Genomic DNA, 15,201 nt, shown 5'->3' with positions numbered 1-15,201 from the left:
GGGGAAGTGGTGAAGCGGACGGCATCGCGCCGTAGCCGCGCAACGCCCGGCGTCAGGCCTCCACGGCCATGTGCTGGTGATATGGAGTTTCCCTGCCGGCATTTGTCGGCGAATCGGCCTTGTCCGGGCGCAGCACCCGATCGCCCGCTGACACCGCGAAGCCTACCCGGCGCAATTGCGCCTGCATTGCCGCAGGCTGCTCGTACAGGCACTGCCTGCAGGTTTCGGCAGGCAGCTCGAAGAAGCTGGCGCGCAGATCGCCTTCGGCACCGATCTCGATCAGGCCGGCGCCATGGCGGCTGGTCTGGGCATGGCGGATCCGCGCATCGCCCCCGGCGATCACCTCATCCAAGCCCTCGACCAGGCGCCTGCCCGTGTCGGCGGTATCCGGGTCGTCGCCCGCACTGCCGGCCAGGATGTCCTTGAGCGTCTGCGAAGAAACGGCGGGAACGGTGAACTCCAGCGTGCGCTGCGAAAGCTGGGTGGCGAAGCCGGCATGGATGTCGCCGGACAGCACCACCGTGCCGCCAGCCTCGTCCATGGCCTTGACCAGTGCGTCGCGCTGGCGCCCGAAGCCGTCCCACTGGTCGACGTTGAGATAGAACTTGCGTTGCAGCATCGGTGGCGCCTTCATATCAGGTCGCGCCATGTCCAGGACCATCGAAGTCATCGACACCGAACTGGCCACCAGCTTCCAGCGTGCCCGGCTTGACGCAAGCTGGGCCAGCAGCCATGCCTGCTGTTCTTCACCCAACGCCAGCGGCAGCTTGCCTTCGGCCTCGCGCAGGGCAAGCAGCAGGTCGTAGCTGTCCTTGACCACCAGATAACGGCTGCCGATATGGCTGAACAACTTGCTCTTGCCCAGCGCCAGCCACGGCAGGCCGCGCGGGTAATCGCCTTCGGCCGGCGGCAGCTCGGCCTGCATGAAACCGGGCACCGCCGCGTTGTAGCGCTGCAGGATTCCGCGCAACGCCATCAGGGCCATCGGCGCGGTGCTCGCCGCCTGCGCCCGCCTCACCGCATCGCGCTTGTCGATGCCTTCGTCGGTGTAGGCCCGCGTCAGCGCGCGCAGCAATGGTTTGCGCAGCGTCTTCCAGGTGTCATCGGCCAGATCCAGGTAGGGCATCAACTTCGGCGCCATCGCGACCGGATCCAGGCCCAGCAGCGGCAACAGACGCTGCAGCGCGGTCTGGTCATAGGCCAGCGCGCCGGGGAAGGCATCTTCGGGGATCGGATGGTCCGGCCGCTGGCTGCGGTAGTCCAGCAGGACCAGGCGCAGGTCGCGTCCGAAATCCAGCGCGCGCCACAAGCGGGTGTGCGGATGCAGTCGTTCTTCATCCACGGCCAGCGTGCCGTCGTCGCCATTGGCGCCCACCTCGACATCGACGGGCATGTATTCGAAGTAGGCATGTTCGGCGTGGCGCCGGCGCACGCGGTCGCCTTCATCATGGCGTCCGTTGCTGTAGGCCGAATGATCCTGCCAGCAATCGTCGCTGAACTCGTGGTCGTCCCAGATCGCCACCAGCGGCGCGCTTTCCAGCAGCGCCTGCAGCATCGGGTCGGTGCGGTACTGGCGATGCAGCTGGCGGTAGTTGTCGAGGCTGCGGGCGGCGAAATAGCCGCCATTCTTCTTGGCCACCGGCAGCGCGCCGGCCTGGTCGTCGAACACGATGTTGCGCTCGCCGCCAACGCTCTGGAAGCTTTCGTCGCCGACCGATTCGTAGATGAAATCGCCCAGGTGCAGGACGAAGTCGGGTGCTTCCTCCAGCAACGGCATGAGGCTGTTGTACCAGCGACCGCCATAGTCCTGGCAACTGACGAAACCGAACTTCAGCGGCGGCGTCGGTGCCTCGGCCGCCGGTGCGGTGCGCGTGCGCCCGGTCGGCGATGCCAGCCAGGTGTCGCCGTCGCGGCGCAGGAAGCGGTAGAAATAACGTCGCCCGGGCTGCAACTCCTGCACCCGCACGCGCAGGCAATGGTCCGCCTCGGCAAGGGCCACCAGGTCGCGCTCCACGCGCAGCTGCAGGAACTGGGCGTCGTCGGCAACCTGCAGGCGCAGTGCCACATCCATTCCGCCCGCATCGGGCGCCCGCGTCCACAGCAACACCCTATCCGGCCGCGGATCGCCGGAAGCCACCGACTGCGGGAAATGATGTCTTGAAATGGCGAGGCCGGATGGATCTTCCGCTGCCTGCAGCCAGCCGCTTCGGCTGGCGAACGGCACGGCCGCCGCGGCCACCACCAGCGCCTTGAGGAAACGACGACGCGCAGGGCGTGGCATGGATCGATCGGCAGGCTGGGACAAGGACAACTCCTTTAATGGGAAGGCGCGGGAAGTGCTCGACGGTAACCCCGGACCGTTGCCAGTGGATGGCAAGGATTACCTGCAATCGTATGGCAATGTGCACCCGCCATGCTGCGCGGCATGCTTGTGTTCCCCGGGGGACGGGGAACCAACGCAGCCTCGCCGCCTCTTCGCAGGAAAGGCACGCCAACCTCACCACTGGACCAGAAGGCCACCATGCCCAGCCATAAGACGCGCACGCATTCCTTACCGCCCGATCCACTCGTCCTTGCGCTGCGCGCCGCCCTGCTGGCGCTCGCCCTGCCCTGCCTGGCCGTGGCCCAGGAGTCCGCCGGCCCCACGGCCGGGGACGAACCCACGCTCCTCGAAACCATGGTGGTCACGGCACAGAAGCGCGAGCAGCAGGTGGAGGAAGTGCCTATTGCGATCACCGCCTATTCGGGCGAGTTCCTCGACAAGCTTGGCATCACCGGACTCGGGCAACTGGCCGGTTACGTGCCGGGCCTGCAGGTGCAGGAGCAGAGCCCCAACAACCCCGGCTTCGCGATCCGCGGCATCACTTCCGACAGCGGCGACTCCACCGTGCAGCCGCGCGTATCGGTGTTCCAGGACGGCGTCTCCATCAGCCGCTCGCGCGGCGCATCGGTGGAACTGTTCGACATGCAGCGCGTGGAAGTGCTGCGCGGCCCGCAAGGCACGCTGTTCGGACGTGCCGCCGAAGTCGGTGCGGTGCACCTGATCCAGAACAAGGCCCGCGACGAGAACTCCGGGCAGCTGGAAGTTGGCATGGGGGCCTTCGACCAGCGCCTGCTGAACGGCTATTTCAATGCCAGCATCGCCCCGGACGCGCTGTTCGCGCGCGTGGCCGTGTTCCACGAAGAGCGCGACGGCAGCATCGACAACGCCGCCGGCGGTACCCTCAATGGCAAGGACACCACCGCCGTGCGCGCCAGCCTGGGCATGCGCATGGGCGAGGCCGGCTCACTGGACTTCATCCTCAACTACCAGCACGACACTCCCCCAGGCACCGCTTTCCGCAGCGGCACCCTCCCGACCCGGAACGGCAGCACCGGTCCGTTCGACCAGGCCGAGCTCAACCGCGGCGACGAACTGGGCCTGGACCGCACAGTGCGCGGAGTGACCGTGCTGGGCAGTTTCCCGCTCAACGATACGTGGGCCTTGAACACCGTCACCGGCTGGCGCACGTTCGACTCGCACGAGGAATTCGACGGCGACGGTTCGCAGCTGTATGCGCTGGAATTCGCCGAGATCGCGCAGGGCGAGCAATGGAGCCAGGAGCTGCGCCTCAACTTCGACGACGGCGAACGCTTCGCCGGTTTCCTGGGCGCCAGCTACTTCTTCGAGGACGGCTCCCAGCGGGTGCCGTTCCGCACCGACGAACGCAGCCTGGTGGCGCTGCTCTCGCAGAACCCGGATTTCCGCAACCAGGTCAGCGGCATCCTCGGCGGAGTCCCGTTCCCGATCATCCCGCCGGTGCTGGCCAACGGCGATGCCAACCTGGATTACACCCTGCCTCTCGGATTGCAGGGCCTGCTGAAGAAGGACCACCAGGAAGCCTTCGCCAACTACGGCACCACCAGGGCCCTGGACGTGTTCGTCGATGGCACCTGGCACGTCAATGCGAAGCTCGACCTCAGTGGCGGCCTGCGTGCCAGCTGGGAACAGCAGACCGCCGCCTACCAGGGCTTCGCCGGCAATGGCCCCACCCTGCTCAACGGGTTGGGTACCGGCAGCCCGGCCCCGCTGGCAGGCAGCAACATCCTCAACCTGGCGACCGATGGCCGGCTGGAGCGTTCCGAGGACTTCAATTCGGTGGTCGGTCGCGTGGCCGCGCGCTATGCCTTCGGCGACACGTTCAGCGGCTACGCGACGCTCGCGCGCGGCCGCCGCCCCAACGTCATCGAGATCACCCCGCAAGGCAGCAGCGTGCTGCCGGCCGAGGTGGTCGACAGCTATGAGCTGGGCATCAAGGGCAACGCCCTGGGCGGACGCCTGGTATATGACCTGGCCGGCTACTGGTACCGCTACAGCAATTTCCAGACCCTGCGTCCCAATCCCGCCGGCGGCACCCCGTTCTTCATTCCCACCAACGGCGGCAACGCCACCGCCAACGGCATCGAGGCTTCAGTGACCGGCGAACTGACGCGGGGCCTGGTGGTCTTCGCCAACTACGCCTGGACCCACGCGCGCTTCGACAGCACCGACGACAACGGCAGTCCGCAGGTCTACGCCGGCAATCGCTTCCGCCTGACTCCGGACCATTCAGCGGCCGTCGGCCTCGATTGGGAGCTGCCTTTCGGCGGCGGCAACGCTTTCTACCTGCGCCCGTCCTACACCTGGAAGTCGAAGGTGTATTTCGAAGACGACAACGCCGCAGGCCTGGAGCAGGGCGCGTACGGACTGCTCAACCTGCGCCTGGGCGTGCGCCTGGACAACGACCGTTGGGACATCGGCGTGTGGGGGTCCAACCTGGCCGATGAGGAGTATCTGATCGATGGCGGCAACACGGGTCGCCAGTTCGGTACCCCGACCTTCGTGCCCGGCCAGCCGCGCGCCTATGGCGTCACGGCGCGCGTGCGCTTCTAGGCCGCGGCTGCGTCCTGCATGAGGCCAAGGCCGGGCATCCATCCGGCCTTTTCCTTGGGTCACGACGGGTTCGTGCGGACGGCACAGTATCCTGTGTGGTCACCCGGGAGTATCCATGCAGCAACCAATCCGAGCCCATCGCCCCGCACGCTGGGTCGCACCCGCCCTGTTGCTGCTGGGCGGCAGCTGCATCGCCCTGGCCTGGGTGCTGGCTGCGCTCTACCTGCAACGCTCCTGCGGCTGGATGGCCATCGCGGCCGCGCTGACGTGTGCGTGCATGCTCAGGCTGGGCGGCATGCCGCGCAGCCTGGGCCGTTCACTGGCCGCGGCGCTGGCCACCCTGGCGATCATCGTGCTGGTCAACTGGGTGGTTGCCGCTACCCAGATAGGATTCTCGATGGGGCTTAACCCCTGGGATTCCGCGTGGAAGCTGGGCAGCGCCTATGCATGGACGCTGGCAAGCTTGGCCAACCATCCGCTGGACCGGCTGTGGATGGTGGTCTCCCTCGCAGTCGCGGCGTTTGCCGCCCGCTGAGCGGGCGGCCTGATTATCCAAGGCCGCTGACGAGGGCGCAGGCCAGCCTCAGTGGCCGCCGTCCAGCGCCTTCAGTTCGCTGACCAGCGCGCTGGCCATCTCTGCGCCATCGCCGTACAGCATGCGGGTGTTGTCGGCGTAGAACAGCGCATTTTCAATGCCGGCAAAACCGGTGCCCTTGCCACGCTTGATGACGATGGTGTTCCTTGAATTGACCACGTCCAGGATCGGCATGCCGTAGATCGGGCTGGCCGGGTCGGTCCTGGCGACGGGATTCACCACGTCATTGGCGCCGATCACCAGCGACACGTCGGTGTTGGGGAACTCGGGATTGACGTCGTCCATGTCCGCGATCAGGTCGTAAGGCACGCCGGCCTCGGCCAGCAGGACGTTCATGTGGCCCGGCATGCGCCCGGCTACCGGGTGGATGGCGAACTTCACCTTGACCCCGCGCTCCATCAGCTTCTGCGCCAGTTCCCAGATCTTGTGCTGGGCCTGGGCGACCGCCAGGCCGTAACCGGGAACGATCACGACGCGTTCGGCAAAGGCCATCATCGCCGCCACGTCGCCGGCCTCGATCGGCTTCTGCGACCCGCTGATTTCCTGCATCTCGCCGCTGCTGCCGCCGAAGTTGGAAAACAGCACGCCGCTGATGGGCCGGTTCATCGCCTTGGCCATCAACCTGGTCAGCAGCATGCCCGCCGCGCCCACCATCATGCCGGCGATGATCAGAGTCTCGATGCCCAGCACATAGCCTTCGAACGCCACGGCCAGGCCGGTGAAGGCGTTGTACAGCGAGATCACCACCGGCATGTCGGCACCGCCGATGGGCAGCGTCATCAGGATGCCCAGGGCCAACGCCACCACGAAGAACGCGATGATCCAGGGCGTCTGCAGCGTCCACATGGCCATGCCGCCCAGCACCACCGCAGCCACTGCAACCGCCGCGTTGAACCACTGCTGGCCGGCGAAGGTGTAGCGCTTGTCCATGCGTCCGTCGAGCTTGGCCCAGGCGATGATGGAACCGGACAGCGATACGGCGCCGATCAGCGCACCGATCACGGCCAGCAGCAGCGTGACCTTCGACGGCGAGCCGCCGTGGGCCGAATACCGCAGCAGTTCCACGGCGCCGATGGCCGCCGCCGAGCCGCCGCCCATGCCGTTGTACAGGGCCACCATCTGCGGCATGTCGGTGATCGCCACGCGGTTGGCCGAGATCCAGGCCGCCGTGGTGCCGATGGCCACCGCGGTGAAGATCAGCAGGTGGTTGTGCAGTTCCGGCAGCAGGAAAGTGGCGGCGGTGGCGATCAGCATGCCCAGGCCGGCCCAGCGGATGCCGCTGCGCGCGGTCATGGGCGAGGCCATGCGCTGCAGGCCCAGCAGGAACAGGGTCGCGGCGACCAGGTAGCTCAGCTTGACGAAGTTCGCCAGCACTTCCGGCGTGATCCAGCTCATGGCTGGGCCTCCGGCTTGATGGCGGGCTTCTTGGAAGACTTGAACATGTCCAGCATGCGTTCGGTCACCACGTAGCCGCCAGCGGCGTTGCCCGCGCCCAGCAGCACGGCGATGAAGCCGATCACCTTCTCAAGGGTGGTGTCGGCGTGCCCGAGCACGATCATGGCGCCGATCAGGACGATGCCGTGGATGAAGTTGGAGCCCGACATCAGCGGGGTATGCAGGATCACCGGCACCCGCGAAATGATCACGTGGCCGGCAATGGCCGCCAGCATGAAGATGTACAAGGCCACGAAACCGTCGCTCATCCATTCTCTCCCAGGGCACTGCGCCCTGCCCGCATCATAACCGCGCACTGAATCCGTTGGCACTTGGGTCAACCCATGGCCGCTTGATGCGTTTGCCCCCCTGAACCCGAGTCGGAGCAGGCCGCGATGAAATACAGACCGACGAGGTACCAGGCCATCCTGCCCCGCATGTCCCTGCCCGATATTGCAGATACGCTGTTGGCGTACGAGGCGGTGATCTTGACGGCCTCCCGGACCACAGGCACTAAGCTGTGCTGGTGAGTCCGAACCTAAACCAGGCCGACCTCGATCAGCCCCTCGAAAGCACGCCGCGCCAAGTGGCAGCGACGCTGGAGCTGTTTCTGGCCGAAGTCGGCACCCGCGCGTTCCGCTTCGCCGAGGCCGGCCTGCGCAGCCGCGACGACGCCCTGGATGCAGTGCAGGAAGCAATGATGAAGATGCTGGGTTATCGCCAACGCCCCGCCGAGGAATGGACGCCGTTGTTCTGGAGCATCCTGCGACGCAAGATCGTGGACATCCAGCGCCGTGGCAATTTCAGGCTGCGTTTCTTCGCCCCACCCAACGAACGCAGCGAAGACAGCCTCGCTGACTGGGCCGACTCGGCCGCAGGACCTTCGCGCTCGCACGACCAGCGTGAAGCCTATTCAAGATTGACGGTTGCGCTGCGCACTCTTCCGGCCCGCCAGCGCGAAGCCTTCACCCTGAGGGTGCTGGAAGAACTCGACGTCGCCGACACCGCCCGTGCCATGGGATGTTCGGAAGGCTCGGTCAAGACCCACCTGTCGCGCGCGCGCGGCGCCTTGCAGAAACAAATGGAGGATTTCCGATGAATACGGGGATCGACGAAAAGGAGCAGAAGTTCGACCACGACATGCGCCAGTTGCATGCCACGGCCGTATCCAGCCTCTCGCCGCAGACGCTCGCGCGCCTGCGCGCGGCGCGCCACGCCGCGCAGGCTGCGCCACGACGCGGGCATGCCTGGCGCTGGGTCACCGCGACCGCGCTGTCGGCAGTGCTCGCCGTGGGTCTGGGCGTGCAGTTGCTGCCGGGCTCCGGGCCCGCCACCGAGGCACCGCCCATGGCTGCCGCCAGCAGCGATGCCGGTTATACCGAGACCTTGGCAACGCTGGACGAAAGTCCCGACCTTTACGTGTGGCTGGCTTCTTCGGAAGCTGCGCCGCTGGCAATGGAGTAACTGCATGAAGACCACTTTCTTTCGCGCCGCGACGCTGGGCATGCTGTTGCTTGCCGGCAATTCGTTTGCGCAGTCGACGCCGGCGCAGCCACTGCCCGAATGGGACAAGCTGACTTCCCAGCAACGCGAAGCCTTGATCGCACCGGTTCGCGAGCGCTGGAACGCCGATCCCACCGAGCGCCCCAGGATGCTGGAGCACGCGCGCCGCTGGCAGGCCATGACCCCCGAACAGCGCCAGCAGGCCCGCAAGGGCATGCGCCGGTTCGAAGGCATGAAACCGCATCAACGCGAGGAAGCACGCGCCCTGTTCGAGCGCATGAAGTCGCTGTCGCCGGGGCAGCGCAAGCAGCTTCGCGACGAGTGGAGGGCGATGACGGCCGAGCAGCGCAAGGCCTGGGTACAGAACAACACGCCGAAATCACCGCCGGCACATCCGTAATTGCGTAGGGCGGGCCCCGGCCCGCCGGCAGGGGATGCCGCAGTTGCCGGAAGGCGCTCCGTCGAAAGCTGGCGTAGGGCGCAATAACCGAAGGGCATTGCGCCGAACGTGAATGACGATGCGTGTCGGCACCCAAGCAGGATCGATCATTCGGTAGCGGATGCTGCTGGCTACGCATGATTGCGGCCACAAGCTCTAAGGCGCGCCTGTATAGGTTGCGAGCCTAAGTCTTATATAGCCCTAAATGTCGCGCCGAACTACTGGGTAGCCACTACCGCTTCCGGCCACCTAGTCTTCGCCAGCAGCTCATCATTCCAGTCGAAGTTGATCGCACCTTCCTTCAGGAACAGTGCGACGAAGTTGTAGACGTTGCGCGAATACATTTCGCTGGCATGCACGGCACCCATGCTGGCCAGGTTGAGCGGGCCGGCCACGGTCACGCCGTTGAGCTCGATGGTTTCTCCCGGTCGGGTCGCTTCGCAGTTGCCGCCGGTTTCGGCGGCCAGGTCCACGATCACGCTCCCCGGCTTCATCGCCTCGACCATGGGCATGGTGATGATCTTGGGCGCCGGGCGTCCGGGCACGGCGGCGGTGCAGACCACTACGTCGATGCCTTTCAGGTGTTCAGCCAGGCGGCGCTGCTGCTCGGCGCGCTCCTCGTCGGTGAGCTGGCGCGCATAGCCGCCCTCGCCCGCCGCGCTCACGCCCAGGTCCAGGAACTTGCCACCCAGCGACTCGATCTGCTCGCGGGTCTCCGGGCGCACGTCGAAGCCTTCGACCTGCGCGCCCAGGCGCTTGGTGGTGGCAATGGCCTGCAGTCCGGCCACGCCGGCGCCGACGATCAATACCTTGGACGGACGGATGGTGCCGGCGGCGGTGGTCAGCATCGGAAAGAATCGCGGCGCCAGTTGCGCGGCGATCAGCACCGCCTTGTAGCCGGCCATGCCGGCCTGCGAACTGAGCACGTCCATCGACTGCGCGCGCGTGGTGCGCGGAAGCTTCTCAAGCGGAAAAGCGACGATGCCGCGCGCCTTGAATGCCTCGGCGCGCTGGGCGTCGGCGTCCGGCTGCAGCATCCCCACCACCGTGGCGCCCTGTTTCAGCTGGCTGATCGCAGCGGGGTCGGGAGCCTGCACGCACAGCACCAGGTCGGCCTGGGCGGGGGTTTCAGCGGTCGCCAGCTGGGCACCGGCATCGAGGTAGGCCTGGTCGACGAATCCGGCACTCCGGCCCGCGCCACTCTCGACCTTGATGCTGGCGCCGGTGGCAACGAGCTTCTTGACTGTTTCGGGAGTGGCGGCCACGCGACGTTCACCCGCCGCGACTTCCTTCAGCACCAGCACTTCAATCGCCATATTCCCCTCACCGGTCGGATTCCAGACTGCCGATGCTAGCAAAGCGAAGGGGTTGCAGACGGGCCACGGCTGAAAGCCCATGGCAGGCCGGCACGTTGGCGGCGGCGGAAATGCACCCGGTCTGCAATGGGGGGATCGCGAAACGGCGGCTTATTCGACCGGCTTGGCCGGAGCAGCTCCGGGACTCAGACGCCGGCTGCTGCCTTCTCCGGGTCCAGGCGCTGGATGACGCCCTGCATGGCGCTGTCGAAGGCATCCTCGTCCTGGTGGGTGCGCAGGCGGCCCATGCGCACCATCATGGCCAGCTCTTCGGGCGAGGCCACGCAGAAACGGACGCCGCGGCGATTCACGAACAACAGGCGCGAGGAAATGGGGCTGACCCACGACAGCTTGCCGGCCTGCACCTTGTTGTCCTTGTCGATGAAATCCAGCCAGGTGCCGATCGCCAGCGAACGGAAATGATCGGCATCGGTGCTGTCGAAATCCAGCGTATCGGTGCCGCCAACGAGCTGGATGGAAAGCGAATCGTCCTCGGCGACCTTGGGCAACACCACCTGCGGCAGTTCGGGCAAGGACTTCTCCAGGTCCGGGCGCGAGGCGGCCACGGCCTGCAGCGTGTCGTGCAGCGCATCGACAGCCGAACTGGCGGCATCGGGGTTCATGCCGACACTGGCGAACACCTTCTGCAGCGAGGGACGCCAGGTCTGCAGCCAGGGTTTGCCCACGATCTGTCGCTGGGCCTCGTTGAGTTCCTCCAGCACGCCATCGGCCAGGGCCAGCGCATCGCGCAGGCCATCGCCGTTCTCGCCTTCGCGCAGCACGGTCATGGTGACGTGGTGGGCCCAGGGCTGGCGCATGAAGTCGTCGATGGCCTGTGGCACATGGCGCCCATCCAGGCGGGCCGACAGTTCCTGGGCCATGCGCAGGCGCGCTGTCTCCAGGCGCTCCTGTCCGCTCTGGATCTCGGCGGCGCGGCGTTCGGCGATCTCGATGCGGCGTTTGTGCTGGCCGAGGAAATCACGGAATTCCTCTTCCAGGGTCAGGAAGATCGCCAGGTTCTCGTTGAATTCGGCCGTCAGCCGGCCCACCACTTCCTCGACCTTGGCCATCAGCGTGCGTTCGGCCGCGCTCTCGCCATTGTTGCCTTCGCAGGCTTCGGCCAGCACGTTGAGCAGGCGGCGCGCCGGATGGGTCTTCTGCACGAACATGCGGCGGTCCAGCAGCGCGACCTTGACGAAGGGCACCACCAGCCGGCCGATCAGTTCGCGCGGCCGGCCTTCCAGGTCGCGCTCGTCCAGCATCACGTCGAACAGCATGCCGACCAGGTCGATCGCATCCTCATCCACCGGCGCCAGCCGTGCCGTCGACGGATCCACGCCCAGCTGGGTGGCGCCGCTCAGCACTTCACTCTTCAGGCGCTGGGCCAGTGACTCGCCGGTGTCGCCAATGGCCGCGCGCAGGGTGGCACTGGGGGTGCTTTGCAGCAGCGACAGCACCGACAGCATCTCGCGTTGCGACAGTGCGCGGTTGTCCACGCTGCCGGAGTTCGGCCGGTTAGCCTGCGGTGCCTCGCGGTTGCCGCGTGATTCCTGCAGCAGATGGTGCAGTGCTTCAAGCAGCACGCCCTGGGCGCCACCGGAATAGGTGCCCTGCCCTTCGTTGTAGCCGCCCTGGCCCATCGAGGCCTGCATGCCGCCCTTCATCCCGGCCATGCGATGGGTGAAGCGGGCCGCCCACGCCGGCGCACTGGTTTCGTCCTCTTCGTCGGCCATCGCCTCGTGTTCCGGCGCGCGCGTTGGCGTCCGCACCGGCGCCCGGGCGGCCGGCATTTCGGGCATGACACCCGCCTGCACCAGGCGCTGGTCCAGCGCTTCGTAAATGCGGCCGATGCCCGGCACCAGGTCGCGCTCGCACAGCTTGACCACGACCAGCCTTACTTCAAGGCTCAGCTCGCAGGTGGCGAATGCCTCGTGGATGGCAACACCGATGTGTTCTGCGCCGATGGGATTGTGGTCGTTGTCCAGGACCAGGTTGCCCGCAATCCAACCCAGCCGGCGATCCAGTCGCACGATCACCTGCTTGCAGTCGCGCATGATCACGCTGGCCAGGTTGCGCGCGGCAAGTCGCGACTCGAGTTCCTGGTCCGAGACCAGACTCAGGGAGGTGGTGGGCTCGGACAGTGCGTCTTCCACCGAAAGCGGATCGCCGGACTCCAGCGACTGCCAGGCTTTGTCCAGGTGGCTGCGGAAGCGGCGGATGATTTCATCGCGGCGGCGGCGCAACTCGCGCATCGCATCCAGGAACGCCATCTGCGAGTTGCCGGCACGTTCGGCGCGATCAAACAACGCGTCGTCGAAACGACCCAGTGCGACGGCGAAGGTATCGACCAGCGGCGGAATCACCATCTCGCGGGCCTGGGCAAGCAGTCGGGGATCGCGACCGTGGGGCTCGGGGTTGTGATTGCTGCTGGACATGCGCAAGGTTCCCGCCCTGGCAGGCGAAAGAAAAACGGGGGGGCAAGTGCGGGCAGGATTCCGCTTGGACAGCTTAGTGAATGCGAGCCCTTAACAACCGTGACCCGTTAGCCAGTTTGATGCCGCGCACCATGCCGGGCGCGGGTGCATTGCCTCACGCAGCTACGGACTGGCCCGCTGCGACCGGCCCAAGCCGATCGATCACGCCTTGCATGGCGCTATGGAATGCGTCATCGGGGCGATGCAGGCGCAGGCGGTCCAGCTTGACCATGATCGCCAGCTCCTGAGCCGAGGCGACCGCGATACGCGCTCCCGAGCGGGTGACGAACAACAGGCGGGAGGAGATGGGACTGATCCAGGACAGCTTGCCTGCCTGCACGCGGTTGTCGCGGCCGACGAAATCAAGCCAGGTGCCCACCGGCAGGTTGCTGAAGTACTCGGCGGTGACATTGTCGTATTCGATGCCCGCCTCCAGCTCTTCCCGGCTCAGGGGGCTGACGGACACTAAAGGCGAAGCATGTGTTTCCGGCACGGACGGCAGCGCCGTTTCCGGGACCACGTCGCCAGGCACTTCGGGCATTGCCGTTGGGTGACCCATCGCGCCCTGATGCAAGGCTTCCATCATTGCCGTCCGGGCGGCTGCGATTTCCGTCCTCGACTTGCCCGAAGACAGCCACACCGGCTGCAGCCAGTCGACCACCGAATCCCAGCGCGCAGCGGGTCCTTCCTTCTGCGCGGACTCCAGTGCCTGCAGCAACCCGTCGATCTGCATCAACGCCGCGTGGCCCTTGCCACCGGCTTCCAGCGCCGCGGCGTGCGCCGCCCAGCGCGCCTGCAACAACTCACGCACGGGCGCGGGAATGACCCGGGCCTCCAGCCTGGACTGCAAGGCCGCACGGGCCCAGTTGCGGGCTTTCTCCAGTGCCTCGTCCAGGCGCTGACGTTCGGCCAGTTCACGCTCGGCGATATCCGCGCGCCGGCGGTACTCGCCGTAATAGAGGTTGAAGTCGCCACGCAACGCGCGGAACACCGACTGGCTTTCATCGAATTCCAGCGCCAGCCTGCCTACCGTGGCCTCCACCTTTTCCAGCAGCTCACGCTCTTCGCCTGATTGGCCGTGGTTGCCTTCGCAGGCTTCGGCCAGCACGTTGAGCAGGCGGCGCGCCGGATGCGTGGCCTGCAGGAACAACTGCCGGTCCTGCAGGGCGACCTTGGTCATGGGTGCGATGAGCTTGCCAAGCACCTCGCGCTGGGCGGGGCTCAGGTCGCATTCGTCGAACATCACCTGGAACAGCATGCCGATCAGATCGACGATGTTCTCATCGGCCGCCGACAGCTTCACCGCCCTGGCCTCCACGCCCAGCAGGGCCGCAGTGGCGAACATCTGCTTCTTGAACCGGGGCAGCAAGGCGCCCGGCGGCCGGACCATGGCGGCGATGGATTCATCAGGGGCAATCTGCAGCAGGGTCAGGATGGACACCAGTTCCCGCTGCGACAGCGTGTTGCGGGGCCCGGACATTCCCGGGTCGCGACCTTGCACCTCTTCGCGCGCCGCACGCGAATCCTCCAACAGCCTGTGCAGGGCGGGCGGCAGGGTACTGTCATCGGGCGTGGCGGCAGTGGGTGACCGGGCGGCTGCGGCGGCCTGACCTGGCTCACCAACCTCCCACTCGCCGAAGAAACGGGTCAGCCAGTCGGGTTCCGGCTCGGCCGACTCGGCGCCGGTGGATGGGATATGGGCGATCCTGGCCTGGCCGGATCCCTTTTCCGGAACGCCGAATTCCCGCGCCAGGATGGCATACACCGTTTCGTAGATCGGCCCGACCAACTCGATCAGCACGCGCTCGCAGCACTCCACCGCATTGACCCGCATGACACCGGGCAGGGACACGGCGCTGAAACCTTCGTAAACCCCCATTGCGATCTGCGCCGGCGAGAACGGATTGCTGTCGGCATCCATGCGCAGGCCGGGATCTATCCAGGTGAGGTAACTGTTGAGCGACAGCAGCTGCGACTGCCATTCCCGGGTCAGCGCGTCCGCCAGATGGTGGACAGCCAGCTGCACCTCCAGCTCATCGTGTTCCACCAGGTCCAGGTTGGTGGCCCGGCCATCAAAGGACAGCCGCGAGGTCAGCGGCGCGCCCGACTCCAGGGCCTGCCAGGCGCGAAACAGGTGCGTGCGGAATGCGCCCAGCACGGCTTCGCGTTGCTGGCGCATGACATACAGGCCATCGATCAGTGGCGCCGGGTCGATACCCAGGCGCGCGCCTTGCTCCAGCAACGGCTCGCGCAGGCCGTCCACAACGTCCGTGAATGCGTCCAGCAGTGGCGGCAACACCGTTTCCCTCATCAATCCCAGCAGGCGCGGGTTGGCGACGGCGAGTGTCGGCGGTGCCTGCTGCATGTAAGTACGGGGACCTCGGCAAGGGGGGACCGGCGGCTACACTAGGCAGACGACCGCTAAGACTTTGTGACTCCGGGGAGCCTGACGTAATTCGCCGCCGGTCACAACCGCGGCGTGATGGCCT

At 66.5% G+C, this 15,201-nt stretch carries 11 protein-coding genes; 5 read left to right on the top strand and 6 right to left on the bottom strand.

What is annotated here, in order from left to right:
- Positions 1-52 precede the first annotated feature (52 nt).
- On the bottom strand, positions 53-2,305 hold the full coding sequence (locus tag DT603_RS14905) for an alkaline phosphatase D family protein (protein ID WP_162350784.1): 2,253 nt from the start codon (positions 2,303-2,305) through the stop codon (positions 53-55).
- Positions 2,306-2,521: 216 nt separating this feature from the next.
- Between DT603_RS14905 and DT603_RS14900 the strand changes: the two genes are divergently transcribed.
- Complete coding sequence (locus DT603_RS14900; protein WP_162350783.1) at positions 2,522-4,912, top strand: TonB-dependent receptor; 2,391 nt, start codon at positions 2,522-2,524, stop codon at positions 4,910-4,912.
- Positions 4,913-5,027: 115 nt separating this feature from the next.
- Positions 5,028-5,447 (top strand): hypothetical protein, encoded by a 420-nt coding sequence (locus tag DT603_RS14895; protein ID WP_162350782.1) that lies wholly within the window; start codon positions 5,028-5,030, stop codon positions 5,445-5,447.
- Positions 5,448-5,495: 48 nt separating this feature from the next.
- Here the strand turns inward: DT603_RS14895 and DT603_RS14890 are convergent, their stop codons facing one another.
- Both DT603_RS14890 and DT603_RS14885 read right to left on the bottom strand, forming a co-directional pair.
- Positions 5,496-6,902 carry an NAD(P)(+) transhydrogenase (Re/Si-specific) subunit beta gene (locus DT603_RS14890; RefSeq protein WP_162350781.1) on the bottom strand — a complete coding sequence of 469 codons (1,407 nt, stop codon included), beginning with the start codon at positions 6,900-6,902 and terminating at the stop codon, positions 5,496-5,498.
- A complete protein-coding gene (locus DT603_RS14885; RefSeq protein WP_162350780.1) occupies positions 6,899-7,210 on the bottom strand; it encodes an NAD(P) transhydrogenase subunit alpha part 2 in 312 nt (103 codons plus the stop codon). The genes DT603_RS14890 and DT603_RS14885 overlap by 4 nt, the downstream gene beginning before the upstream one ends.
- A 317-nt stretch (positions 7,211-7,527) precedes the next feature.
- Between DT603_RS14885 and DT603_RS14880 the strand changes: the two genes are divergently transcribed.
- Genes DT603_RS14880 through DT603_RS14870 form a run of 3 tightly spaced genes read left to right on the top strand, consistent with a single transcriptional unit; the run spans position 7,528 to position 8,844 of the window.
- The gene (locus DT603_RS14880; RefSeq protein ID WP_343037774.1) at positions 7,528-8,040 is read left to right on the top strand and encodes an RNA polymerase sigma factor; all 513 of its coding nucleotides are present in this window, start codon (positions 7,528-7,530) and stop codon (positions 8,038-8,040) included.
- On the top strand, positions 8,037-8,405 hold the full coding sequence (locus tag DT603_RS14875) for a hypothetical protein (RefSeq protein WP_162350778.1): 369 nt from the start codon (positions 8,037-8,039) through the stop codon (positions 8,403-8,405). The genes DT603_RS14880 and DT603_RS14875 overlap by 4 nt, the downstream gene beginning before the upstream one ends.
- 4 nt (positions 8,406-8,409) lie before the next feature.
- The gene (locus DT603_RS14870) at positions 8,410-8,844 is read left to right on the top strand and encodes a DUF3106 domain-containing protein (RefSeq protein ID WP_162350777.1); all 435 of its coding nucleotides are present in this window, start codon (positions 8,410-8,412) and stop codon (positions 8,842-8,844) included.
- Positions 8,845-9,101: 257 nt separating this feature from the next.
- On the opposite strand, the gene DT603_RS14865 is transcribed toward DT603_RS14870, so the two are convergent.
- The 3 genes from DT603_RS14865 to DT603_RS14855 form a co-directional block, all read right to left on the bottom strand.
- Positions 9,102-10,199, bottom strand: a complete 1,098-nt coding sequence (locus DT603_RS14865; RefSeq protein WP_162350776.1) for an NAD(P) transhydrogenase subunit alpha — start codon at positions 10,197-10,199, stop codon at positions 9,102-9,104.
- Between the two features lie 185 nt (positions 10,200-10,384).
- Entirely contained in the window at positions 10,385-12,673 is a 2,289-nt protein-coding gene (locus DT603_RS14860; RefSeq protein WP_162350775.1) for a DUF1631 domain-containing protein, read from the bottom strand.
- 154 nt (positions 12,674-12,827) lie between these two features.
- Positions 12,828-15,077, bottom strand: a complete 2,250-nt coding sequence (locus tag DT603_RS14855; RefSeq protein WP_162350774.1) for a DUF1631 family protein — start codon at positions 15,075-15,077, stop codon at positions 12,828-12,830.
- Positions 15,078-15,201: the final 124 nt, after the last annotated feature.

It is taken from the genome of Pseudoxanthomonas gei (assembly GCF_010119615.1).
Taxonomy (GTDB): domain Bacteria; phylum Pseudomonadota; class Gammaproteobacteria; order Xanthomonadales; family Xanthomonadaceae; genus Pseudoxanthomonas_A; species Pseudoxanthomonas_A gei.
This window is presented reverse-complemented; position numbering and strand designations above follow the sequence as displayed.

Excerpts from the sequence above, each read along its gene's own strand:
- DT603_RS14875 (WP_162350778.1), top strand. The coding sequence starts at position 8,037 with ATGAATACGGGGATCGACGAAAAGGAGCAGAAGTTCGACCACGACATG.
- DT603_RS14865 (WP_162350776.1), bottom strand. The coding sequence starts at position 10,199 with ATGGCGATTGAAGTGCTGGTGCTGAAGGAAGTCGCGGCGGGTGAACGT.
- DT603_RS14860 (WP_162350775.1), bottom strand. The coding sequence starts at position 12,673 with ATGTCCAGCAGCAATCACAACCCCGAGCCCCACGGTCGCGATCCCCGA.
- DT603_RS14885 (WP_162350780.1), bottom strand. The coding sequence starts at position 7,210 with ATGAGCGACGGTTTCGTGGCCTTGTACATCTTCATGCTGGCGGCCATT.
- DT603_RS14890 (WP_162350781.1), bottom strand. The coding sequence starts at position 6,902 with ATGAGCTGGATCACGCCGGAAGTGCTGGCGAACTTCGTCAAGCTGAGC.
- DT603_RS14855 (WP_162350774.1), bottom strand. The coding sequence starts at position 15,077 with ATGCAGCAGGCACCGCCGACACTCGCCGTCGCCAACCCGCGCCTGCTG.
- DT603_RS14895 (WP_162350782.1), top strand. The coding sequence starts at position 5,028 with ATGCAGCAACCAATCCGAGCCCATCGCCCCGCACGCTGGGTCGCACCC.
- DT603_RS14900 (WP_162350783.1), top strand. The coding sequence starts at position 2,522 with ATGCCCAGCCATAAGACGCGCACGCATTCCTTACCGCCCGATCCACTC.
- DT603_RS14870 (WP_162350777.1), top strand. The coding sequence starts at position 8,410 with ATGAAGACCACTTTCTTTCGCGCCGCGACGCTGGGCATGCTGTTGCTT.